29 protein-coding genes and 2 pseudogenes are annotated in these 22719 nt (G+C 68.6%); all 31 read right to left on the bottom strand.

Annotated elements, in window-relative coordinates; translation table 11 throughout:
* Positions 1–31: 31 nt before the first annotated feature.
* The 31 genes and pseudogenes from FGL15_RS14490 to rpsH all read right to left on the bottom strand — a co-directional run bounded on the left by FGL15_RS14490 (position 32) and on the right by rpsH (position 22659).
* On the bottom strand, positions 32–802 hold the full coding sequence (locus tag FGL15_RS14490; protein ID WP_138946533.1) for a DUF4190 domain-containing protein: 771 nt from the start codon (positions 800–802) through the stop codon (positions 32–34).
* Positions 803–896: 94 nt separating this feature from the next.
* A complete protein-coding gene (gene tsaD, locus FGL15_RS14485) occupies positions 897–1955 on the bottom strand; it encodes a tRNA (adenosine(37)-N6)-threonylcarbamoyltransferase complex transferase subunit TsaD (RefSeq protein WP_138946532.1) in 1059 nt (352 codons plus the stop codon).
* A complete protein-coding gene (rimI, locus tag FGL15_RS14480) occupies positions 1952–2488 on the bottom strand; it encodes a ribosomal protein S18-alanine N-acetyltransferase (RefSeq protein ID WP_168223410.1) in 537 nt (178 codons plus the stop codon). Before rimI ends, tsaD begins: the two co-directional genes overlap by 4 nt.
* Complete coding sequence (gene tsaB / locus FGL15_RS14475; RefSeq protein WP_138946531.1) at positions 2485–3114, bottom strand: tRNA (adenosine(37)-N6)-threonylcarbamoyltransferase complex dimerization subunit type 1 TsaB; 630 nt, start codon at positions 3112–3114, stop codon at positions 2485–2487. The genes rimI and tsaB overlap by 4 nt, the downstream gene beginning before the upstream one ends.
* 10 nt (positions 3115–3124) lie before the next feature.
* Positions 3125–3625: a tRNA (adenosine(37)-N6)-threonylcarbamoyltransferase complex ATPase subunit type 1 TsaE gene (gene tsaE, locus FGL15_RS14470; protein ID WP_124768828.1), complete on the bottom strand. Its 501-nt coding sequence runs from the start codon at positions 3623–3625 to the stop codon at positions 3125–3127.
* The gene (gene alr / locus FGL15_RS14465) at positions 3622–4782 is read right to left on the bottom strand and encodes an alanine racemase (protein WP_138946530.1); all 1161 of its coding nucleotides are present in this window, start codon (positions 4780–4782) and stop codon (positions 3622–3624) included. Before alr ends, tsaE begins: the two co-directional genes overlap by 4 nt.
* Entirely contained in the window at positions 4779–5135 is a 357-nt protein-coding gene (locus FGL15_RS14460; RefSeq protein ID WP_064296680.1) for a holo-ACP synthase, read from the bottom strand. The genes alr and FGL15_RS14460 overlap by 4 nt, the downstream gene beginning before the upstream one ends.
* Positions 5136–5209: 74 nt before the next feature.
* Complete coding sequence (glmS, locus tag FGL15_RS14455) at positions 5210–7057, bottom strand: glutamine--fructose-6-phosphate transaminase (isomerizing) (RefSeq protein ID WP_138946529.1); 1848 nt, start codon at positions 7055–7057, stop codon at positions 5210–5212.
* Positions 7058–7183: 126 nt separating this feature from the next.
* Positions 7184–8137: a type I pantothenate kinase gene (gene coaA, locus FGL15_RS14450; RefSeq protein WP_064296681.1), complete on the bottom strand. Its 954-nt coding sequence runs from the start codon at positions 8135–8137 to the stop codon at positions 7184–7186.
* Between the two features lie 46 nt (positions 8138–8183).
* A complete protein-coding gene (gene glmM / locus FGL15_RS14445; RefSeq protein WP_138946528.1) occupies positions 8184–9545 on the bottom strand; it encodes a phosphoglucosamine mutase in 1362 nt (453 codons plus the stop codon).
* Between the two features lie 25 nt (positions 9546–9570).
* A complete protein-coding gene (rpsI, locus tag FGL15_RS14440; protein WP_064296683.1) occupies positions 9571–10056 on the bottom strand; it encodes a 30S ribosomal protein S9 in 486 nt (161 codons plus the stop codon).
* Positions 10057–10084: 28 nt separating this feature from the next.
* Positions 10085–10530, bottom strand: a pseudogene (gene rplM / locus FGL15_RS14435) (50S ribosomal protein L13).
* Between the two features lie 176 nt (positions 10531–10706).
* The gene (truA, locus tag FGL15_RS14430; RefSeq protein WP_138946527.1) at positions 10707–11651 is read right to left on the bottom strand and encodes a tRNA pseudouridine(38-40) synthase TruA; all 945 of its coding nucleotides are present in this window, start codon (positions 11649–11651) and stop codon (positions 10707–10709) included.
* Positions 11641–12654 carry a GNAT family N-acetyltransferase gene (locus FGL15_RS14425; protein WP_138946526.1) on the bottom strand — a complete coding sequence of 338 codons (1014 nt, stop codon included), beginning with the start codon at positions 12652–12654 and terminating at the stop codon, positions 11641–11643. Before FGL15_RS14425 ends, truA begins: the two co-directional genes overlap by 11 nt.
* A 94-nt stretch (positions 12655–12748) precedes the next feature.
* Positions 12749–13306, bottom strand: a complete 558-nt coding sequence (rplQ, locus tag FGL15_RS14420; RefSeq protein WP_085510253.1) for a 50S ribosomal protein L17 — start codon at positions 13304–13306, stop codon at positions 12749–12751.
* Positions 13307–13350: 44 nt separating this feature from the next.
* A complete protein-coding gene (locus FGL15_RS14415; RefSeq protein WP_056008091.1) occupies positions 13351–14343 on the bottom strand; it encodes a DNA-directed RNA polymerase subunit alpha in 993 nt (330 codons plus the stop codon).
* Positions 14344–14500: 157 nt separating this feature from the next.
* Positions 14501–14898 (bottom strand): annotated as a pseudogene (rpsK, locus tag FGL15_RS14410) (30S ribosomal protein S11).
* A gap of 41 nt (positions 14899–14939) precedes the next feature.
* Positions 14940–15314, bottom strand: a complete 375-nt coding sequence (gene rpsM / locus FGL15_RS14405) for a 30S ribosomal protein S13 (RefSeq protein ID WP_064296688.1) — start codon at positions 15312–15314, stop codon at positions 14940–14942.
* A gap of 162 nt (positions 15315–15476) precedes the next feature.
* A complete protein-coding gene (rpmJ, locus tag FGL15_RS14400) occupies positions 15477–15590 on the bottom strand; it encodes a 50S ribosomal protein L36 (RefSeq protein WP_021759549.1) in 114 nt (37 codons plus the stop codon).
* An 80-nt stretch (positions 15591–15670) separates the two neighbouring features.
* The gene (infA, locus tag FGL15_RS14395) at positions 15671–15892 is read right to left on the bottom strand and encodes a translation initiation factor IF-1 (protein ID WP_017885304.1); all 222 of its coding nucleotides are present in this window, start codon (positions 15890–15892) and stop codon (positions 15671–15673) included.
* A gap of 149 nt (positions 15893–16041) precedes the next feature.
* A complete protein-coding gene (locus FGL15_RS14390; protein ID WP_240773967.1) occupies positions 16042–16767 on the bottom strand; it encodes an aminotransferase class IV in 726 nt (241 codons plus the stop codon).
* Positions 16713–16925, bottom strand: a complete 213-nt coding sequence (locus tag FGL15_RS21055; protein WP_240773555.1) for a hypothetical protein — start codon at positions 16923–16925, stop codon at positions 16713–16715. The genes FGL15_RS14390 and FGL15_RS21055 overlap by 55 nt, the downstream gene beginning before the upstream one ends.
* Before the next feature lie 57 nt (positions 16926–16982).
* A complete protein-coding gene (gene map / locus FGL15_RS14385) occupies positions 16983–17822 on the bottom strand; it encodes a type I methionyl aminopeptidase (RefSeq protein ID WP_138946524.1) in 840 nt (279 codons plus the stop codon).
* A gap of 21 nt (positions 17823–17843) precedes the next feature.
* A complete protein-coding gene (locus FGL15_RS14380) occupies positions 17844–18452 on the bottom strand; it encodes an adenylate kinase (RefSeq protein WP_240773554.1) in 609 nt (202 codons plus the stop codon).
* Positions 18449–19777, bottom strand: coding sequence for a preprotein translocase subunit SecY (secY, locus tag FGL15_RS14375; RefSeq protein WP_064296691.1), 1329 nt, complete (start codon positions 19775–19777; stop codon positions 18449–18451). Before secY ends, FGL15_RS14380 begins: the two co-directional genes overlap by 4 nt.
* A gap of 93 nt (positions 19778–19870) precedes the next feature.
* A complete protein-coding gene (gene rplO, locus FGL15_RS14370; RefSeq protein ID WP_079705265.1) occupies positions 19871–20467 on the bottom strand; it encodes a 50S ribosomal protein L15 in 597 nt (198 codons plus the stop codon).
* Positions 20467–20649 carry a 50S ribosomal protein L30 gene (gene rpmD, locus FGL15_RS14365; RefSeq protein ID WP_079001710.1) on the bottom strand — a complete coding sequence of 61 codons (183 nt, stop codon included), beginning with the start codon at positions 20647–20649 and terminating at the stop codon, positions 20467–20469. Before rpmD ends, rplO begins: the two co-directional genes overlap by 1 nt.
* Positions 20649–21317, bottom strand: coding sequence for a 30S ribosomal protein S5 (gene rpsE / locus FGL15_RS14360; RefSeq protein WP_229939737.1), 669 nt, complete (start codon positions 21315–21317; stop codon positions 20649–20651). The genes rpmD and rpsE overlap by 1 nt, the downstream gene beginning before the upstream one ends.
* Positions 21318–21355: 38 nt before the next feature.
* Positions 21356–21715, bottom strand: coding sequence for a 50S ribosomal protein L18 (gene rplR, locus FGL15_RS14355; RefSeq protein ID WP_064296693.1), 360 nt, complete (start codon positions 21713–21715; stop codon positions 21356–21358).
* Between the two features lie 2 nt (positions 21716–21717).
* Complete coding sequence (gene rplF / locus FGL15_RS14350; RefSeq protein ID WP_064296694.1) at positions 21718–22254, bottom strand: 50S ribosomal protein L6; 537 nt, start codon at positions 22252–22254, stop codon at positions 21718–21720.
* A gap of 6 nt (positions 22255–22260) precedes the next feature.
* Positions 22261–22659, bottom strand: coding sequence for a 30S ribosomal protein S8 (gene rpsH / locus FGL15_RS14345; RefSeq protein WP_064296695.1), 399 nt, complete (start codon positions 22657–22659; stop codon positions 22261–22263).
* Positions 22660–22719: the final 60 nt, after the last annotated feature.

Below are 22719 nucleotides of genomic sequence, written 5' to 3'. Positions count from 1 at the left end.
CGTCCGCCGCGCCGCAGCGCCCCGAGGAGGATCAGGTCGAGACGTAGCCGATGATCACGACGACGCTGTAGACGAGCCAGCCGACCGAGCAGGCGAGGCCGACGAACCCGGTCACGAGGCCGGTGAGGGCGCGACCTCGGCCCTGCGGCTCGCGACGCCTGGCTCCGAACCCGAGCACGATCGCGGCGATCGACAGAGGGAAGCCCCAACCGACAAAGACCGACACGACGAGCCCGACGACACCGGTGATGAGCGACCAGGTGCTCCGCGAGGTCCCGGTCGAAGCGGCAGGGGTCTGCGTCTGCGACTGCTGGTATGCGGCGTAGCCTCCCTGGCTCGGTGCCTGGTAGACCGCCGTCGGCACCGTCTGGAGATAGGTCGCGTGATCGCCCTGCCAACCCGCCGGAGGCGCCGAGGGGGACGCCCCCTGCTGGGCAGGGCGCGTCGGCGGTGTGACGGGCGCGCCGGCGCCGCGCTGCCAGTCCGTGGGCGGCGGGGATGCCTGACCCTGAGGCTGGTACGGCTGCTGGCCCTGGGGCTGAGGCTGATACGGCTGCTGCTGACCCTGCGGCCCGACGCCGGCCTGCTGGGAGGGCTGTGGCGGCTGGTACGGCGACCAGGGCTGCTGGGGCTGGTGCGGAGGCTGCTGCCCCCACGGCTGCTGGGGCTGGTGCGGAGGCTGCTGCCCCCACGGCTGCTGCGGCTGCCCGTTCGGCTGCTCAGCCTGCGGCGGGCGCGACTGCCCGTCCACCGCACCGTCCTGGTGCTGAGGTCGTCCGTCGGGGTGCTCGTGCTGATCCATCGCCGCTCCTTCGATCCGTGACCGGGTACCGGCCCATCCTATGCGCCGACGTCCGCGCACCCGGTCGACGGCCGGGAGACGGCTCGTCGAGCGGTCAGTGCACCTGGATCTCGGTGACCGGCAGGGTCGAGTCGGCGCCGAAGTCGAGCGAGGACGGCTCGTGTCCGGCGGAGATGAGCTGCGCGGCGAGCGCGGCGATCATAGCGCCATTGTCGGTGCACAGCTGCAACGGCGGGATGCGGAGTTCGATCCCGGCCGAGGCGGTGCGTTCGGCGGCCACCTCGCGGAGCCGCGCGTTCGCGATGACACCGCCCCCCAGCAGCAGGCGGGGCACACCGAGCTCGGTGCACGCCTTGACCGCCTTCGAGACGAGCACGTCGACGACGGCCTCGCGGAAGCTGGCGGCGACGTCCGCGACGGGGACCGGCTCCCCAGCGTCCTGCTTCGCCTCGACCCAGCGTGCCACGGCCGTCTTCAGGCCGGAGAAGGAGAAGTCGTAGCGATGCCGCTCCATGTCCTTCGGCAGGCTGAGCCCTCGGGGGAACCGGATCGCCGTCGGGTCGCCGCCGACGGCCGCCCGATCGATCTGCGGCCCGCCCGGGTAGGGCAGGCCCAGGATGCGCGCGACCTTGTCGAAGGCCTCTCCCGCTGCATCGTCGATGGTCTCGCCGAGCAGTTCGACGTCCGACACGAGATCCCGCACGAGCAGCAGCGAGGTGTGCCCGCCGGACACGAGCAACGCGATCGTCGGATACTCGATCATCCCGTCTTCGGAGTCGAGGACGTCCGCGCCGACGTGACCGACGAGGTGGTTCACGGCGTACAGCGGTTTGCCGAGGGACACGGCGAGCGCCTTCGCTGCGCCGACGCCGACCATGAGCGCACCGGACAGGCCGGGGCCACTCGTCACCGCGACCGCGTCGAGGTCGGCCAACGCGATGCCGGCCTCGGCGAGCGCCGCCGTGAGCGTCGGCTCGAGCGCCTCGAGGTGGGCTCGTGCGGCGACCTCCGGGACGACGCCGCCGTACCGTGCGTGTTCGTCCATGCTCGAAGCGATGGTGTTCGCCAACAGGTGGTGTCCGCGGACGATGCCGATCCCGGTCTCGTCGCAGCTCGTCTCGATGCCGAGGACGAGCGGTTCTGCACGGTTCACGCAATGCTCCCGGGGTGCTGATCGGTCTGTTCGAGCGGGGACTGGCCGTGGGCGGGCATGGGCGGCCTCGGCTGGACCGTGAGTCGCATGACGATGGCGTCGACGTCGTCCGGCTGGTAGTACCCGGGGCGGACGCCGAGTTCCTCGAAGCCAAGGCTCCGGTACAGCGCGATCGCCACGGGGTTGTCGGCCCTGACCTCGAGGAAGACCTGGGCGACGTCCTGCTGCCGGGCCTGCTCGATGAGCGCCTGCATGAGGAGTCGTCCGAGCCCTCGTCCTCTGGCGTGCCCGGCGACGGCGATGGTCTGGATGTCGGCGTCGTCGGACCGGGAAGGCGCGAAGAGACCGCCGTAGCCCGCGAGTGCCGCGTCGTCGGCGTCGACCTCCGTCGCGACGAGGTAGTACCCGTGCGGCGACGACAGTTCGGCGCTCATCATGTCCGCCGACCAGGCGTCGTTCACGAAGACGGTGTGCTCGAGCTCCATGATCGCGTCGAGGTCGGCGACACCGGCGCGGCGCAGCGACCAGCTCACGCCGTCACCCGCTTCGCGCCTGCGGACATCGTGACGTCGGGCGAGCGGAGGTACAACGGCTCCTCCCCCGCGAACGCGCCATCGGTGGCGAGGAGTGCGGCGGCGACCTGTCCCAACGCCCCGGCGGGGACGACCAGCGCGTCGAGGCGCACGGATTCGGAGGTCGGGAGGTCGTCGGGTTTCGCGAGCGCCGGCCCCTGCACGCGGACCGGGAGGCCGGCTGCATCGAGTCCGGCGTAGCTCGTCCAGTAGCGTTCGCGACGGCGGGCGTCGGTGACCACGAGGAGCGTGGCGTCGGGTGCGGCGGAACCGGAACGGTAGGCGTCGAGCGCGATCGCGTCGTGGCTCACGACGGGGTGCACCGGGAGGCCTGCGCCGATCCCGAAGCTGCGGGCCGCGGCGATCCCGATCCGGAGTCCGGTGAACGGTCCAGGGCCCATGCCCGCGACCAGCCCGGCGAGCGCGGCGACCTCGATGCCGGCGTCGTCGAGGGATCCGGCGATGAGCGTGCCGATGACCTCGGCGTGCCGCATCGGGTCGTCGGAGGACCGTTCGGCCAGCACCTCGCCACCCAGGGTGACGACGGCGACGCTCGAACCCGCGGATGTATCGATCGCCAACAGCACGCCGTCCAGCCTACCCGGCGTCGATGGCGGGGTGCCGCGAGAGCGTGAGGGTCCGGCGCTCGATCGGCTCTTCGCCGGCATCGTCCGTCGCGGGTTCGTCGCCGGCTCCGGTCGGACGCTCGATGACGAGCTCGAACCAGGTGGGGACCACGCCGTCGAGCAATCCGGCTCCCCACTCCACGACGACGACGGATCGGGCGAAGTCGATGTCGAGGTCGTCGAGTTCGAGCGCCGAGCCGAGCCGGTAGGCGTCCACGTGGACGAGCGGCGGACCGCCGACGAGGCTCGGGTGCGTCCTGGCGAGTACGAAGGTGGGGCTGGTGACGGGGCCGCGGACCCCGAGTCCCTCGCCGATCCCTCGCGTGAGGGTCGTCTTGCCCGCTCCGAGCGGCCCGGTCAGGACCAGGAGCTGCCCTGCACGCAGTTCCGTGCCGAGTCGGACGCCGTACGCGTGCATCTCTTCGGGCGTCGCCACCTCGACGGTGCCCGGGGTGAGGACGTGATCGGTCATGACCGCTCCCTGGTCGTCCGGACCACGCGCGGTCCGATCCGGGTGACGAGTTCGTAGTTGATGGTGCCGGCGGCCTCCGCCCACTCCTCGACGCGCGGCGCGCCGGACGCCGGATCGCCGAAGAGCACGGCGTCGTCACCCACGGCGACCATGTCGTCGCCGACGTCGACGACGAACTGGTCCATCGCGATCCGCCCGCACACCCGGTAGCGGCGTCCGTTGATCACGACCGGACCGGCGTTCGAGGCGCTCCGCGGCACACCGTCGGCGTATCCGAGCGGGATAAGGGCGAGCGTCGTCGCCGTGCTGGTGCGGTAGCTGTAGTCGTAGGACACCCCGGCGCCCGGCTCGACCCGACGCACGGCTGCGACCGTCGCCCGGAGGGACATGACGGGCCGGAGGCCGAAGGCGTCGGCCGAGCGGCCGGCGTCTTCGGTGGGTTCGAAGGGCGAGAGGCCGTACACGGCGAGTCCGAGACGGACGGCGTCGTAGCGGAGGGACGGCTCGCCGAGCGCTGCCGCCGACGCGGCGAGGTGCAGACTCCGCGGAGCGAGACCGGCTTCCGTGGCGAGGGCCACACCGCGTTCGAAGCGGACGGCGGCCGCCCGGTCGTCGTCGGTGGAGGTGTTCGAGACGTGCGAGAACAGCCCGTCGACCCGGACGAGCCCGGCGGCCTCGGCGGCTGCGGCGGCCCGGAAGAGTTCCGGCCAGTCGGCTTCCGCCGCACCGTTCCGGCTGAGCCCGGTCTCGAGTTTGAACTGGACGACCGGCACGACGGACGGCCGATGCCGAGCGGCCTCGATCACGCGGTCGAGCTGCTCCATCGACGACAGACCGAGCTCGATCCCGGCGTCGAGTGCGGCGCCGAAGGCAGCCTGCGGGCCGTGCAGCCAGGCGAGGATCGGTGCCGTGATCCCGGCGGCGCGCAGCGCGACGCCCTCCGTGATGTCGGCGACACCCAGGCGATCGGCCCCGGCCTCGACCGCCGCGCGGGCGATCGTCTCGGCACCGTGCCCGTAGGCGTCGGCCTTGACGACGACGATGAGTTCACCGACGCCGGTCAGCTCGCGCAGGCGACGGACGTTGTGGCGCAGGGCGTCGAGGTCGATGATCGCCTCGCGGGTCGGTCGCTCGTCGTGCTCGGACACGGGCGTCATCCCTCCCGCTCCGCGACGACGAACGCGACGGCGACCCCGGCGTCGTGCGTCATGGTCAGGTGCATGCTCGTGATCCCCCGCTCGGCCACGACACCCGCCGTGACGCCGGACAGCGCGAAGTCGGGCTTCCCCTCCGGGCCGTTCACGATCGCCATCTCCTGCCACCGGATACCGTCAGAGGAACCCAGCGCTTTGATGAGGGCCTCCTTGGCGGCGAACCGTCCGGCGAGCGACCGCAGCGGGAGGTCGCGTTCCGACGGGACGAAGAGCCTGGCCAGCAGGTTCGGGGTGCGCGTGATCGCCCGTTCGAACCGTGCGAGGTCGACCAGGTCCACCCCGATGCCGATGATCATCCCTCTACTCTACGGCCGTCGTGTGCGGCCCGGAGGCCCGCTCGACGGGCCACCTCGGACCCCGCGGACCGCCCCTACTCGACCGTGACGGACTTCGCGAGGTTCCGCGGCTGGTCGACGTCGAGGCCCTTCGCCGTCGCGAGCTCCATCGCGAAGATGTGCAGCGGGATGACGGCGAGCAGGGGCTCGAACAGCGGACCGGCGAGCGGGATCGGGATGACCTCGTCGGCCGAGGGCAGGACGGCGGCGTCGCCCTGCTCCGCGATCGCGATGACCCGGGCACCACGTGCGCGGATCTCCTCGATGGTCGAGATGACCTTCGGGTGCAGGATCGCCGAGCCACGTGGGCTCGGGACGACGACGAAGACGGGCTGGCCCGGCTCGATCAGGGCGATCGGGCCGTGCTTGAGCTCGCCACCGGCGAAGCCTTCAGCGTGGATGTACGCGAGCTCCTTGAGCTTCAGCGCACCCTCGAGCGCGATCGGGTACCCCACGTGGCGGCCGAGGAAGAGCACCGCGCGGGAGTCAGCCATCCAGTGGGCGAGCTGCGCGATCTTGTCGGAGGCGCCGAGGATGCTGGCGATCTTGTCGGGGACGGCCTGCAGCTCCTCGACCTGCGACGCCAGGAACGCCGGCGTCTGGGTGCCGCGGACTCGCGCGAGGTGCAGCCCGAACAGGTACAGCGCGGTGATCTGAGCGGTGAACGCCTTCGTGGACGCGACCGCGACCTCGGGTCCCGCGTGGGTGTACACCACGGCGTCCGACTCGCGCGCGATCGTGGCGCCCTGGGTGTTGCAGATCGACAGGGTCTTCGCGCCGGACTCGCTCGCGAAACGCACCGCCATGAGCGTGTCCATGGTCTCGCCCGACTGGCTCACCGAGATGACGAGCGTGCGCGCGTCGATGACCGGGTCGCGGTAGCGGAACTCGTGGCTCAGCTCGACGGTGACCGGGATCCCGGCCCAGCGCTCGATCGCGTAGGTGCCGACCGTGCCCGCGTAGGCGGCGGTGCCACACGCGATGATCACGATGCGGTTGATGTCGAGGAAGAGCTCATCGAGACCGGCGAGTTCGGGGATGACGACCTGGCCGCCCTCGACCCGCCCGCGGATCGTGTTCGCGACCGCGTCGGGCTCCTCGCTGATCTCCTTCGCCATGAAGCTCGACCAGCCACCCTTGTCGGCCGCCGAGGCATCCCACTGGATCTCGAACGGCTCGGTCACGACGTGGTTGCCGGAGAAGTCGGTGACCGTCACGTCGTCGGGCGTGATGACGACCATCTGGTCCTGACCGATCGCGACCGCGCGCTGGGTGTACTGCACGAACGCGGCGACGTCCGACCCGAGGAAGTTCTCGCCGTCGCCGAGCCCGATGACGAGCGGCGAGTTCCGACGCGCACCGATGACGACACCGGGCAGGTCCTGGTGCATGGCGAGCAGCGTGAAGGCGCCGTCCAGGCGAGCGACGACGCGACGGAAGGCTTCGGTGAGGTCGCCGGTGGAACGGTACTCGCGGCCGATGAGCACGGCGGCGATCTCGGTGTCGGTGTCGCTCTCGAAGGTGAAGCCGTCCGCGAGGAGCTCCGCGCGCAGTTCGGCGAAGTTCTCGATGATGCCGTTGTGGATGAGCGCGAGGCGTCCTTCGTCACCGAGGTGCGGGTGCGCGTTGCGGTCCGTCGGTCCACCGTGGGTCGCCCACCGGGTGTGTCCGATACCGGTCGAGCCCGGCGCGATGGGGTTCGCGGCGAGGTCCTCGGTGAGGACGGCCAGCTTCCCGGCGCGCTTCCGGGTGTTCAGCGAACCGGTCGCGTCGAGCACGGCGATCCCGGCGGAGTCGTACCCCCGGTACTCGAGCCGCTTGAGTCCGCCCATGAGGACGTCCACCGTCTTGTCGTTCCCGACGTACCCTACGATTCCACACATGTAGAGCAGCATAATCGCGCGAGTTTGCGAGGATCCTGCACCAACCTCGAGGCGCCGCCGCTCAGCCCGACAGCGGGAGGATCCTGTCGGGATCCTCGGGTTCCCGGGCCCTTCCCCTGCCGCTGCTCAGAGCTTGCGGAGCAGCACCGAGGACACCGTGTGATCGGAGTCCTTCCGCAGCACGAGCTTCGCGCGTGAGCGGGTCGGGCGGATGTTGTCGATGAGGTTCGGTTCGTTGATCGAGCGCCAGAACCCGCGCGCCTGATCGGCCGCCTCCTCGTCGGAGAGCTCGGCGAACACGTTGAAGAAGGAGTTCGGGTTCGAGAACGCGCCCCGCTTGAGCGCCATGAAGCGGTCGACGTACCAGGACTCGATGTCGCGCGTCCGTGCGTCGACGTAGATGCTGAAGTCGAACAGGTCGCTGATCGCGAGTCCGCTCGCCGTCGCAGCCGGTTGCAGCACGTTCAAGCCCTCGACGATCAGGACGTCGGGGCGCCGGACGACGACCTGCGCCGTCGGGATGATGTCGTAGCGCAGGTGCGAGTAGAACGGTGCCCGCACCTCGGCGGCACCGCTCTTCACCGCGGTGATGAACCGCAGGAGCGCGCGCCGGTCGTAGGACTCGGGGAAGCCCTTGCGATCCATGATGCCGCGCCGCTGGAGCTCCTCGTTCGGATAGAGGAAGCCGTCGGTCGTCACGAGTTCGACGTGCGGGGTGTCCGGCCAGCGCGACAGCAGTTCGCGCAGCAGTCGCGCGATCGTCGACTTGCCGACGGCCACGGAACCCGCCACGCCGATCACGAACGGCGTCCGGAGCGCCTGGTCGCCGAGGAACCGGCTGGTCGCGCGCCCGAGGTCCTGGGTGCCCTTGGCGTAGAGGCTCAGCAGCCTGCTGAGCGGCACGTAGACCTCCTCGACCTCCCGCATGTCGAGGCGGTCGCCGAGGCCACGGATCTGCACGACCTCGGTCTCGCTGAGCGGTGTGGCCGTCTCTGGAGCGAGTCGCGCCCATTCGGCACGGTCGATCTCCACGTAGGGCGTCGGCTGCCCGGAGGCACCGCCCGTCGTCGTCGAAGTCATGCGATCACTCTTCCACAGCTGAGGTACCGACCCGCCGCCGGACGACTCAGATGGCGAGGCGCTCGCGGACGACGTCGGCGAGGCGGTGCGCCAGGCGATCGGCGGTCGGCTGGTCGGCCGCCTCGACCATGACTCGGACGAGCTGCTCGGTGCCGGACGGCCGCAACAGCACGCGGCCGTCGTCTCCGAGCTCGGCTTCGGCAGCCTGCACGGCAGCGTCGACGACCTCGTCGCCGGCGAGGCGCGTGCGGTCGACACCCGTCACGTTGATGAGGATCTGCGGGTAGACCTGCATCACGGCGGCGAGCTCCGCGAGCGTCTTCCCGGTGCGGGCCATCTCGGCCACGATGTGCAGACCGGTCAGGATGCCGTCGCCGGTGGTCGCGTAGTCGGCCATGATCACGTGGCCCGACTGCTCACCGCCGAGCGAATAGGCGTTCGCGTTCATCGCCTCGAGGACGTAGCGGTCGCCGACCCCGGTCTGGACGACGTTGATGCCGTGCTCGCGCATTGCGACGTGCAGGCCGAGGTTGCTCATCACCGTGGCGACGAGCGTGTCGTCCTTGAGCTTGCCGCGCTCCTGCATCGAGACCGCGAGGATGGCCATGATCTGGTCGCCGTCGACGATCTTGCCCGCAGCGTCGACCGCGAGGCAGCGGTCGGCGTCGCCGTCGTGTGCGATGCCGAGGTCGGCACCGTGCTCGAGGACCGCCTTGGACAGGAGGTCGAGGTGCGTGGAGCCGACGCCGTCGTTGATGTTCATGCCGTCGGGGTCGTTGCCGATGATCGTGACCTTGGCCCCGGCGTCGCGGAAGGTCTCCGGCGACACACCCGCGGCCGCGCCGTGTGCGCAGTCGAGGACGACGTGGATGCCGTCCAGGCGGTTCGGGAGGCTGCCGAGCAGGTGGAGGACGTAGCGGTCCTCGGCGTCGGCGAAGCGGATGATCCGGCCGACGTCTGCGCCGGTCGGGCTGAGCTTGGGGCGGTCGAGGTACTCCTCGATCCGGCGTTCCACGGCGTCGGGCAGCTTCGTGCCGCCGCGGGCGAAGATCTTGATGCCGTTGTCGGGCGCGGGGTTGTGCGAGGCGGAGATCATCACGCCGAAGTCGGCGTCGATGTCGGCGATGAGGAACGCCGTCGCGGGCGTGGGCAGCACGCCGGCCTCGAGCACGTCGACGCCCGAGGACGCCAGGCCCGCCGCGACGGCGGCGGACAGGAACTCGCCGGAGATACGCGGGTCGCGTGCGAGCACGGCGACCGGGCGCTTCCCGGCGGCACGGCGGGCCTCAGCACTACGGCCTTGCCCAAGCACCACTGCGGTGGCTTGGGCAAGGCCGAGAGCGAGGTCTGCCGTCAGGTCGGCGTTCGCGAGTCCGCGTACGCCGTCGGTACCAAACAGCTGAGGCATCGAGCTTCGCTTGTCTTGAGAGCGCTTAGCGCTTCGAGAACTGCGGAGCCTTACGGGCCTTCTTGAGTCCGGCCTTCTTGCGCTCCTTGACGCGAGCGTCGCGGGAGAGGAAGCCGGCCTTCTTCAGGGTCGCGCGGTTGTTCTCCTCGTCGATCTGGTTCAGCGAGCGAGCGATGCCGAGGCGCAGCGCGCCGGCCTGGCCCGAAGGGCCACCACCGGAGATGCGTGCGATGACGTCGTAGCCGCCGGCCAGGTCGAGGACGGTGAACGGGTCGTTGATGAGCTGCTGGTGCAGCTTGTTCGGGAAGTAGTCCTCGAGCGTGCGGCCGTTGACCGTGATGGTGCCGCTGCCGGGGACGAGGCGCACGCGGGCGATGGCCTGCTTGCGACGGCCGACGGCTGCGCCGGGGACGCTCAGCACGGCGCGAGGCGCGGTGACTGCTGCTTCAGGAGCCGACTCGGTGGAGTAGCTCTGCGGGGTCTCTTCGATGGAATCTGCGATGTTCGCCACTGTGTAATCCTTTTTTCTTGTCCGGTGCTTACTGGGCGACCTGGTCGAGCGTGAACGGCTTGGGCTGCTGAGCGGCGTGCGGGTGCTCGCTGCCCGTGTAGACCTTGAGCTTCTTCAGCTGGTCGCGGCCGAGCGTGTTCTTCGGCAGCATGCCGCGGATCGCCTTCTCGACGGCGCGGATCGGGTTCTTCTCGAGGAGCTCGGCGTAGGTGACGGCCGAGAGCCCGCCCGGGTAACCGGAGTGGCGGTAGGCCTTCTTCTGCAGGAGCTTGGCGCCGGTGAGGGCCACCTTGTCGGCGTTGATGATGATGACGAAGTCGCCACCGTCCATGTGGGGGAGAAGGTCGCCTTGTGCTTGCCGCGCAGGAGCGCTGCAGCGTGGCTGGCCAGGCGGCCGAGGACCACGTCGGTGGCGTCGATGACGACCCAGTCGTGCGTGATCTCACTGGCCTTCGGGGAATACGTGCGCGTCACAATAGTGCTGCTTTCTGGTCGGAGTTGGTCGTTCGTGAATCCCGCTCCTGTTGGGTGTTCCGAACGGAACGCCCGAGGTGGAGGGCTCAACTTCGGGTACCGCGCCGCAGAAGGCGCAGGCACCAACGGGAGAGTCTACGCGACGACGTCCCGGCGGTCAATTCCCACCGGGAACCTCACTCGGCGCTCGCTTCCACGTGCTCGTGGCTCCGCCGCTGTCGGGTCTCGGCGGCCCGCGCGTGCAGCAGCCCCGGCTCGGGGTACCCGACCTCGACGAGGGTGAGCCCGCGCGCCGGCATCACCCGGAAGTCGATCTCCCGCCGCCCGCCGTCGCGGAGCCGGACGACCTCGTCGAGCGACATGCGCCCCTCCCCCACGGCGACGCAGGCGCCGACGAGCGCCCGCACCATGCTGTGGCAGAACGCGTCGGCGGTGAGTCTCGCCACGAGCACGCCCGCCTCGTCCCGCTCCCAGCTGAAGGACTGCAGGGTCCGGATGGTCGTCGCGCGCGGTCTCGGTTTGCAGTACGCCTGGAAGTCGTGGAGCCCGACGAGCGAGGTGGCCGCCCGGTGGAGCAGCTCGACGTCGAGCGACGCCGTCGTCCAGCTCGTCGTCCGCCGGAGGATCGGGTCCTTGCGGACGTCGGCGTCCGCGAGGCGGTAGCGGTAGTGACGCCAGACCGCCGAGAAGCGCGCGTCGAAACCCTCGGGCGCCGGTTCCGCCGTGTGGATCACGACGTCGCGGTCCATCCCGAGCACGCCGTTCAGTCGACGCACGAGGAGGGAGCTCGCGGTCTCGTTCCGCGGCGTCCCGTCGTGGAACTCGGCGTGGCGCCCCTGCAATCGCATGATCTTCGCGAGCTGTGGCTCGGTGAGATCGAGGTGGGCCACCTGACCGGCCGCGTGCACCCCGGCATCCGTCCGTCCGGCCACCACGAACCGTGGCATGGGCGGGACGGTCTTCCCGAGCACGCGGTAGAGCGCCTCCTCCAGGACCCCTTCGACCGTGCGGAGCCCCGGTTGCTTCGCCCATCCGGCGAAGTCCGTGCCGTCGTACGCGATCGCAAGCCGGAACCGCCGGGTCGGGAGGACGTCCGCTGCCGCGACCTGCTCAGCGCTCACGGACGTACGCCAGATCACGCGTCGTCGCGACGAAGCCCTGTCGTTCGTACAGCCCGAGCGCACCCGTGGGACTGGCCGTGTCGACCTCCAGGGTCGCCCGCTCGAGGCCGGCTGATTGGATCCGACGAAGCGCGGTGGCCAGCAGAGCCGGCGCGAGTCGTCGGCCACGCCAGTCGCGCACGGTCCCGACGAGGGCGATGTACGCGCTGGTGAACCCCTGCGCGGACCAGCTGTCCTCGTCCACCTCGGCCAGCGTGAAGCCGACGACCCGTCCGTCGCCGTCGATCGCCACCACCGAGAGGTCGTCGCGGAAGTGGGATCCGCCGACGAACTGCGCCCACATCGCCGGGACCGTCTCCAGGCTGCCCCAGTGATCCCGGAACGAGTCGTTCCGAGCCTCCCTCGTGCGTTCGGCCACGTCCGGGTGGTACGCCTCGAGTCGGACACCGTCGGGCACGTCGATCTCGTCGACGGGTGCGGAGAGATCGCGTTCCATGATCGTGAAGTACCTCGCCACGGCGAAGCCGAACCGTTCCAACAGGCGCGCCGCCCCCGGGTTCCGTTCGTCGACATAGGCACGGGACGAAGCCGGAGCACCCGTCTCGACGGAGGCCAGCTGCTGCTCGGACCGTTCCAGCGACCACGCGAGCAGCGCTCGGCCGATCCCACGCTCACGCCATGAGGGATGCACGCCGCCGAAGACGTACGAGTACACGGACACGTCTCGTGAGGGCGACAGGATCACCATCGCGTAGGCGACCAGCGTGCCGTCGGCGGCGATCGCCAGCAGGCTGTCCGCAGCCATGTCGATCCACGCGTGGTCGAACTGGTCCGCGATCTCGTCACGGCTCGTCACCCGGTGGGGGTTGTCGAACGGATCCATGGCGCGGCACAGCGCCACGATGTCGTCGATGTCCGCGCGGACCGCCGGACGCCACTGGACGACATCGGGGTGCTGTGGCAGGGCCGGCTGGCCGGCCGGAACGGCGGGAGTGGTACTCATGTCTCCAGCCTAGGACACCGTCGCAGCGCCGCCAGGAACGACGAAACCCCGCCCTCCAGGTGGAGAGCGGGGTTCCGTTCGTGTGTCGCTGAACCTACTTGGCGTCCTTCGCGGGAGCCTCGTCGGTGGTCTCGCCGGCGTCGACGGACTCGCCGTCGGTCTCGGTCGCCTCGACGGCTTCCGTCGCCTCGGCGTCGGCCGAGGTCTCGGCGGGGGTCTCCTCGGCCGGAGCCTCGTCGACCGGCGCTGCGGCGTGCTTCGCGGACTGCTTGGCCGGCTTCGCCTTCGGCGTGACGGGCTCGAGGACGAGCTCGATCACGGCCATCGGAGCGTTGTCGCCCTTGCGGTAACCGGTCTTGATGATGCGCGTGTAGCCACCCTGACGGTCGGCGACGAGGGGCGCGATCTCCGTGAAGAGCTCGTGGACGACGCTCTTGTCGGTGATGGTCGCGAGCACCCGACGGCGGGCGTGCAGGTCGCCGCGCTTCGCGAAGGTGATCAGGCGCTCAGCGAGCGGACGCAGGCGCTTCGCCTTGGTCTCGGTGGTCTGGATGCGCTTGTGGGTGAACAGCGCAGCAGCGAGGTTGGCGAGCAGGAGACGCTCGTGGGCAGGTCCGCCTCCGAGGCGGGGTCCCTTGGTGGGAGTAGGCATTCTTGTCTCTCTTCAGGTTGGAAAGTCGTCAGGTGGATCGCGTGCTAGGAGACGGTCTCGTCGTCGTAGCCGCTGTAGAAGTGGGCGCCGTCGAACCCGGGAACCGAGTCCTTCAGGGAGAGGCCCATTTCGGTGAGCTTGTCGCGAACTTCATCCACCGACTTCTGTCCGAAGTTGCGGATGTTCATGAGCTGCGTCTCCGACAGCGCGACGAGCTCGCTGACGTTGTTGATGCCCTCGCGCTTGAGGCAGTTGTACGAGCGCACGGAGAGGTCGAGGTCCTCGATCGGGATCGAGAGCTCGCCCGGCAGCACGGCGTCGACCGGCGCGGGGCCGATCTCGATGCCCTCTGCGGCGGTGTTGAGCTCGCGAGCCAGACCGAACAGCTCGGTCAGCGTGCGACCGGCCGACGCGATGGCGTCGCGCGGCGTGATGGCCGGCTTCGACTCGACGTCGACGACCAGGCGGTCGAAGTCGGTGCGCTCACCGGCACGAGTCGCCTCGACGCGGTAGGTCACCTTGAGGACGGGCGAGTAGATCGAGTCGACGGGGATCTGACCGGCTTCGCTGAACTCGTTGCGGTTCTGCGTGGCCGACACGTAGCCGCGGCCACGCTCGATCGTGAGCTCGAGCTCGAACTTCGCCTTGTCGTTGAGGGTCGCGATGACGAGGTCCGGGTTGTGGACCTCGACGCCGGCCGGAGCCGAGATGTCGGCTGCGGTGACCTGGCCTGCGCCGGTCTTGCGGAGGTACGCCGTGATCGGCTCGTCGTGCTCGCTGGAGACGACGAGGCCCTTGATGTTCAGGATGATCTCGGTGACGTCTTCCTTGACACCGGGGATCGTGCTGAACTCGTGCAGCACGCCGTCGATGCGGATGCTGGTGACAGCTGCACCCGGGATGGACGACAGCAGGGTGCGACGGAGCGAGTTCCCGAGGGTGTACCCGAAGCCTGGCTCGAGCGGCTCGATGATGAACCGGCTGCGGAACTCCGAGATGGATTCTTCGGTGAGCGTAGGGCGCTGTGCGATGAGCACTATGGATTCCTTTCGGCTAAGTGTCCGCTATATGACACTTGCGTTGGCGAGGTAGTGAATGGTGTTCGCTGGCCCTGGTCACCAGGACCATGCCGTGATCCGTCCGCGGCGATCAGACGATCGCTACGGACGGATCACGGCCGGTGAACCGAAGGAATTAGACGCGGCGACGCTTCGGGGGCGGCAGCCGTTGTGTGCCTGAGGCGTGACGTCGTTGATCGAGCCGACCTCGAGGCCTGCGGCCTGGAGGGAACGGATCGCGGTCTCGCGGCCGGAGCCAGGTCCCTTGACGAAGACGTCGACCTTCTTCATGCCGTGCTCCTGCGCCTGACGCGCAGCCGACTCGGCGGCGAGCTGTGCGGCGAACGGGGTCGACTTACGCGAACCCTTGAAGCCGACGCCACCGGACGAAGCCCAGCTGATGACCGCGCCCGAGGGGTCGGTGATCGAGACGATCGTGTTGTTGAACGTCGACTTGATGTGAGCCTGGCCCACGGCGATGTTCTTCTTTTCCTTCTTACGCGGCTTCCGAACGGCCGACTTTGGTGCTGCCATGAATATCTCCTGAGTCCTATGACGAGGCGACTAGGCGGGGCCTAGCGAGCCTTCTTCTTGCCGGCGACGGTGCGCTTCGGGCCCTTGCGGGTGCGCGCGTTGGTCTTGGTGCGCTGGCCGCGGACCGGAAGTCCACGACGGTGACGGATGCCCTGGTAGGACCCGATCTCCACCTTGCGGCGGATGTCGGCGGCGACCTCACGGCGGAGGTCACCCTCGACCTTGAAGGTGCCCTCGATGTAATCGCGCAGGGCGATCAGCTGGTCATCGGTGAGATCCTTCACGCGGATGTCTCCGCTGATGCCGGTGTCGGCGAGGGTCTTGAGTGACCGCGTGCGGCCAACACCGTAGATGTACGTCAGTGCAACTTCCACGCGCTTGTCGCGTGGGATGTCTACGCCGGCGAGACGTGCCATGGTGGCTTCTCCTAGGAGTTGTGGAGGTGTGGAGCAGTTCCGGTGCTCGGGCCTCCGACCCGAGGTGTCACCCGCGGTGCACGATGTGCTGCGGGATCTGGAACTGCCGTTAGAGGGGTGGTGCTGTGGTGCTCAGGGCTGCGTGCTGCAGATCCTCTGAGATCAACCCTGGCGCTGCTTGTGGCGCGGGTTCTCGCAGATGACCATGACGCGGCCGTTGCGACGGATGACCTTGCACTTGTCGCAGATCTTCTTGACGCTGGGCTTGACCTTCATAGTTCTCTCTTTTCGCTGTCATCGTGCCGGGCCCACCACCGGATGGTGGCGGCGCGTCCGGCCGTTACTTACAGCGCGACCTACTTGTAGCGGTAGACGATCCGACCACGGGTCAGGTCGTAGGGGGTCAGTTCCACGATCACGCGGTCCTCTGGGAGGATGCGGATGTAGTGCTGACGCATTTTGCCCGAAATGTGGGCAAGTACCTTGTGTCCGTTGGTCAGCTCAACGCGGAACATCGCGTTGGGCAGAGCCTCGACCACTTGGCCCTCGATCTCGATGACGCCGTCTTTTTTGGCCATAGCCTCACTGTCGCTCAGGTTGAGTCGCACTGGTCGTGCGGATGGATTGCGGTGCGGATGTCGGCTCGCCGAAGGCATGCAGAAAGCACCAAAGATCGATTCTATGCTATGTTTCCGGGTTTCGCCAACTCAACGTCGGCCAGGGCCCGTCAGTCGGTGCGGGAGAGCAGCGCGTCGTTGATCCGCGCCGTGAGACCGGCGTCCATCGGCAGCGGACGTCCGTCCACGGCACGCACCGGCGCGGCCAGTCGGACGCTGGAGAGCAACCACGCCGCTTCCGCGTCGAGCATGTCCTCCGGTGTCAGCATCCGGTACTCGTGCGCGAGCCCCTGCTCCTCGAGGTGGGCCCAGAGCGCGAGCTGCGTGGTGCCGGGCAGGATGCCGCTCGACGGTGGCGGCGTCACGAATGTTCCGCCGATCCGCACGACCACGGTGGAGGTCGGGCCCTCGAGGACGAAGCCGTCGCTGCTGACGAAGAGCACGTCGTCCGCTCCACGTCGGTGCGCCTCACGGAGCGCGGCCATGTTGACCGCGTACGACAGCGTCTTGGCACCGGCGAGCAGCCACGGCGAACGCGCCTGCACGTCGCTCGGGAGGCCTCGGTCGAGCAGGACGACCTCGATGCCGTTCTCGCGCTCGGGGAAGCCGTCCGCCGGCGTCGCCGAGATCCACCCGGTCGGGCGTCCGCCACTCCCCCGCGTCAAGACGAGTCGGACGGCGCTCTGATCGACATCGGGGAGTTCCGCGACCGCGCGCGCGATCGCGAGCCGCCACTGAGCGTAGTTCGGCGCGGGCAGATCGAGGATCGCCGCCGACTCGGTCAGTCGATCGAGGTGCGCCTCGACCGACTGCGGGTGCCGGCGGACGACACCGATCGTCTCGAAGATCCCGTCCCCCGCGCGGGGCCGAGGTCGAAGACGCTCAAGACGCCGGACCCGTCGCCGGCCGGCGTGATCGTTGCCGTGAGGTCGGCGTCGTCGATGACGGTGTCTGCGGGGAGGACGTCGAGAAGGAACACGATCGGCACGCTCATGCCGAGCAACTCTACCGGGACGTGCGAGGTCCGGACGGCGACCGGGCGGCCGCTCGGTCAGGCCGGACGGACGGGAGTGACGCCGAACGCGGCGAGAGCCTCAGCGCCGCCGTCGTGAGCGGTCAGGACCCAGATGCCGTCGCGGTGCACGGCGACGCTGTGTTCCCAGTGCGCCGCCGAGCCACCGTCGAGCGTGGCGACGGTCCATTCGTCGTCGCGGACGAAGGTGTCGGGGCTCCCGGCGACCACCATCGGTTCGATGGCCACCACGAGTCCGGGCTTCACTTCGGGGCCACGCTGGCGGACCCGGTAATTGAACACCGGTGGCGCCTCGTGCATCGTGCGTCCGATGCCGTGCCCGACGTAGTCGGTGAGGATCCCGTAGGGCTTCCCCTCGGGTGAGTGGTCCTCGACGTACTCCTCGATCGCGGCGCCGACCTGGTTGAGGTGTCGGGCGGTCGCGAGCTCGGCGATCCCGGCCCACAGCGAGCCCTCCGTCACCGCCGAGAGGCGCTCGCGCTCGGTGACGAGCTCCGGGCGCGAGGGATCGGGCAGCACGATGGTCATCGCGGAGTCGCCGTTCCAGCCGTCGATCTCGGCGCCGCTGTCGATCGACACGATGTCGCCCGCCTGCAGCACGCGAGACCCGGGGATGCCGTGGACCACGTCCTCGTTGACCGAGGTGCAGACCGTGTGGCGATAGCCGGGCACGAGCTTGAAGTTGGAGTGCCCGCCGGCCGCGACGATGGCCGCCTCGGCAGCCGCGTCGAGTTGCAGCGTCGTCACCCCGGGAGCGACGAGCGCGCGAACCGCATCGAGCGATGCCGCGGTGGCCAGCCCCGGCGCGATCATGGCGCGGATCTGGTCAGGGGTCTTGTAGATCGACTTCCGGAACACCGTGGTGGATGTGTCGGTGCGTCAGACGGCCGGGACGACGATGCCGCGGGCAGCGAGGGCGGCGTCGATCCGCGCGGTGACCTCGTCGACCTCGCCGAGACCGTCGACGGCCACGACGAGCCCCCGGGCGGTGAAGACCTCGATCAGCGGGGCGGTCTCCTGCGCGTAGAGCTCCAGCCGGTGACGGATGACCTCTTCCGTGTCGTCGGTGCGGCCCTGCTCGGCGGCACGCTTGAGGAGTCGTGCGACGACCTCCTCGGTGTCGGCCTGCAGTTGCACGACGGCGTCGAGGCGTGCATCACTCTCGGCGAGCAGGGCGTCGAGCGCGACGACCTGGTCCGTGGTCCGCGGATACCCGTCGAGCAGGAACCCGTCGACTGCGTCCGGCTGGTGGAGCCGATCTCGGACGATCTCGTTCGTCAAAGAGTCGGGGACGTACCCGCCCTCGCTCACGATCGCCTGGACCTGCTTACCCAGCGCCGTACCCTCCTTGATGTTCGCGCGGAAGATGTCGCCCGTCGAGATCGCGGGGATGCCGAAGCGCTCCGCGAGGAAGGCCGCCTGCGTGCCCTTGCCGGATCCCGGAGGACCGACGATGAGCAGACGGGGCTTACCTGCCGCCGCGCTCAACGCAGGAGCCCTTCGTAGTGGCGCTGCTGGAGCTGCGAGTCGATCTGCTTGACCGTCTCGAGCCCGACGCCCACGATGATGAGGATCGATGCGCCACCGAACGGGAAGTTGGCGTTCGCGCCGACCAGCGCCAGGGCGATGAGCGGCAGCAGCGCGATCAACCCCAGATAGATCGATCCGGGCAGGGTCACGCGGGTCAGCACGTAGTCGAGGTACTCGGCGGTCGGGCGTCCGGCACGGATGCCGGGGATGAACCCGCCGTACTTCTTCATGTTGTCGGCGACCTCTTCAGGGTTGAAGGTGATCGCGACGTAGAAGTAGGTGAAGCCGACGATGAGCAGGAAGTACATGAGCATGTACAACGGGTGGTCACCCTTGGTGAGGTACTGCTGGATCCACAGGACCCAGGGCGCCGGGGTGCCGGTCGTCGGCTGGTTGAACTGCGCGATGAGGGCCGGCAGGTACAGGATCGACGACGCGAAGATGACGGGCACCACACCGGCCATGTTGACCTTGATGGGGATGTAGGTGTTGTTGCCGCCGTACGTCCGGCGTCCGACCATCCGTTTCGCGTACTGCACCGGGATGCGACGTTGCGACTGCTCGACGAAGACGACGAGTCCGACGATCACGAGGCCGACGGCGAGCACGAGGAGGAAGACCTCCGGGCCCTTCGCGGTCCAGATGGCGGCCAGCGAGCCCGGGAAGGTGGCTGCGATCGAGGTGAAGATGAGGAGCGACATGCCGTTGCCGACACCGCGCTCGGTGACGAGCTCGGCCATCCACATGACGAGGCCGGTGCCTGCGGTCATGGTGACGACCATGAGGAGCATGCCGTACCAGGTGCCGCCCTGGGCGGTGATGAGGTCGGCGCAGACGCCGCCCTGGTTGCCGAACAGCGCACCGCTCTTGGCGACCGTGATGAGCGTCGTCGACTGGAGGATGCCGAGGAAGATCGTGAGGTACCGCGTGTACTGGGTCAGCTTGCCCTGGCCGGCCTGGCCTTCTTTGTGCAGCGTCTCGAAGTGCGGGATGACCACGCGGAGGAGCTGGACGATGATCGACGCGGTGATGTAGGGCATGATGCCCAGCGCGAAAATGGAGAGTTGGAGGAGCGCGCCACCACTGAAGAGGTTGACGAGCTCGTAGAGGCCTGATGCGCCGGCGGCCTGCTGGTTCGCGAGGCACTGCTGCACGTTCGGGAAGTTCACGAACGGAGCGGGGATGAAGGACCCCAGCCGGTAGATGGCGATGATCCCGAGCGTGAACCCGATCTTGCGACGAAGATCCGGGGTCCGGAAGATCCGGCCGATGGCGCTGAACAAAAGGGGCCTCCTGTGAGATGTTGCGGGGTCGGCCCGGGTGACCGGCATGATGCCGGCCACCCGAGTGAGCTCCTGTGCGGAGCCGGCCGAGGGCTACTTGACGCTGCCCCCGGCTGCCACGATCTTCTGCTCAGCTGAGCCGGAGACCTTGTCAACCGCGACATTCAGCTTAACCGAGATGTCACCGTTTCCGAGAACCTTGACCTTCTCGTTCTTCCGGACGGCACCCTTGGCGACGAGGTCCACCGTGGTGACGTCGCCACCCTTCGGGTACAGCTCGGCGAGCTTCTCCAGGTTCACGACCTGGTACTCGACGCGGAAGGGGTTCTTGAAGCCACGGAGCTTCGGGGTGCGCATGTGCAGCGGCATCTGCCCACCCTCGAAGCCGACCTTGACGTTGTAACGGGCCTTCGTACCCTTGGTACCGCGACCCGCGGTCTTACCCTTGGACGCCTCACCACGACCGACGCGCATCCGGGACTTCTTGGCCCCGGCGGCCGGACGCAGGTGGTGCACCTTCAGGACCTGCTCGCGCTTCTCAGCGGGCTCGTCCTTCGCGGGCTTCTTGGCTGCAGCAGCCTTGGGGGCCGCCTTCGCCTTGGGCTCGGCCTTCGCGGCAGCCGTCTTCGGAGCTGCCTTGGCAGCGGCCTTGGGGGCCTTCTCCTCAGTGGTTTCGTTCTTCTCAGCCATTAGTCGATCTCCTCAACCTGTACGAGGTGAGCAACAGTGTTCACGTAGCCGCGGTTCTGCGCGTTGTCCGGGCGGACGACGACAGCACCGATGCGACGGAGACCCAGGCTGCGAAGCGTGTCGCGCTGGTTCTGCTTCTCACTAATTCTGCCCTTGATCTGGGTGATCCTCAGCTGGGCCATCAGGCACCTACCTTCGCAGCAGCGGCCGCCTGAACGGCCTCTGCCTCTGCACGGAGCAGGCGGGCCGGAGCGACCTGGTCGAACTCGAGACCACGACGGGCTGCGACGGCACGAGGTTCCTCGAGCTGCTTCAGCGCCGTGACGGTCGCGTGGACGATGTTGATCGTGTTGGACGAACCGAGCGACTTGCTCAGCACGTCGTGGATGCCGGCGCACTCGAGGACGGCGCGGACGGGACCACCGGCGATGACACCGGTACCAGCGGCGGCGGGGCGCAGGAGCACCACACCGGCTGCTGCCTCACCCTGGGTGGGGTGCGGGATGGTCGAGCCGACGCGCGGGACGCGGAAGAAGTTCTTCTTCGCCTCTTCGACGCCCTTCGCGATCGCGAGCGGGACTTCGCGAGCCTTGCCGTAGCCGACACCGACCATGCCGTTGCCGTCGCCGACGACCACGAGGGCGGTGAAGCTGAAGCGACGACCACCCTTCACGACCTTCGAGACACGGTTGATGGTCACGACGCGCTCCAGGAACTGGCTCTTGTCGCTGTCACGGCTGCCGCGGTCGCGGTTGGGGTTGCGCTCGCGGCCTCCGCGGCGCGCTTCGCGCGGCTCGCGGTCGCCGGTGGGCGCGGTCGATGCCGCGGTCTCGACCGGGGCCTCGGCCACGGTCGCCACAGGCTCTTGCTGCTGCTTGTTGTCTTCGCTCACAGGTTCAATCCGCCCTCTCGAGCACCATCGGCAATTGCTGCCACGCGACCTGCGTAGCGGTTGCCTCCACGGTCAAATACGACATCGTCGATGCCGGCTGCCTTGGCACGCTCGGCGATGAGTTCGCCGACCTTGCGCGACTTGGCGGTCTTGTCGCCGTCGAACGTCCGGAGGGTGTCCTCCATGGTCGAGGCGGAGACGAGGGTGTGACCCTTCGTGTCATCGACAACCTGCACGAACACGTGACGGGCTGAACGGTTGACGACGAGGCGCGGACGGACCGCGGTGCCCTCGACCTTCTTGCGCAGACGCGTGTGGCGACGGCCACGTGCGGCAGTCTTCGTTGGACGAGCCATGATTACTTACCAGCCTTTCCGGCCTTGCGACGCACGATCTCGCCGGCGTAGCGCACACCCTTGCCCTTGTACGGCTCGGGCTTGCGGATCTTACGGATGTTGGCGGCGACCTCGCCGACGGCCTGCTTGTCGATACCGGCGACCGTGAGCTTGTTGTTGCCCTCGACGGTCAGCGTGATGCCGACCGGCGGCTCGACGGTGACGGGGTGCGAGAAGCCGAGCGCGAACTCGACGGCGCTGCCCTTCTGAGCGACGCGGTAACCGGTACCGACGACCTCGAGGCCCTTGGTGTAGCCCTGGGTGACGCCGATGATCTGGTTCGCGATGAGCGTGCGGGTCAGGCCGTGGAGCGAGCGCGAGTTGCGCTCGTCGTCGGGACGCGTGACGAGCAGCTGTGCGTCTTCGAGCTTGACCTCGATGGGGCTTGCGACGGTGAGCTGGAGCTCACCCTTCGGGCCCTTGACGGTGACGTTCTGACCGGCGACGTCGATGGTGACGCCTGCCGGGATGTCGATGGGGAGTCTTCCAATACGAGACATGACTGGCTACCACACGTAGGCGAGGACTTCCCCACCCACGCCCTTCTTCTCGGCCTGGCGGTCCGTGAGGAGGCCGCTGGAGGTGGACAGGATGACGACGCCGAGGCCGCCGAGGACCTTGGGGATCTCGTTCGACTTCGCGTAGACGCGGAGGCCGGGCTTCGAGACGCGCTTGATGCCGGCGATGGAGCGCTCGCGGTTCGGGCCGAACTTGAGGCTCAGCGAGAGCGTCTGTCCGACGGCCGCGTCAGCGACCTCCCAGCCGGAGATGTAGCCCTCGGACTTGAGGATCTCGGCGATGTTCACCTTGAGCTTGGAGTGCGGCATCGACACGGTGTCGTGGTGCGCCGAGTTCGCATTGCGCAGTCTGGTCAGCATGTCTGCGACCGGATCTGTCATGGTCATATCGAGTGTTTCCTTTGTTCACCAGGTTTCGACATCCTGTGCAAGGGTGCCGACCTGTGG

Origin of the sequence: Plantibacter sp. M259 (assembly GCF_006065115.1) — a bacterium.
In the GTDB taxonomy this organism is placed as follows: Bacteria; Actinomycetota; Actinomycetes; order Actinomycetales; family Microbacteriaceae; genus Plantibacter; species Plantibacter auratus.
This window is presented reverse-complemented; position numbering and strand designations above follow the sequence as displayed.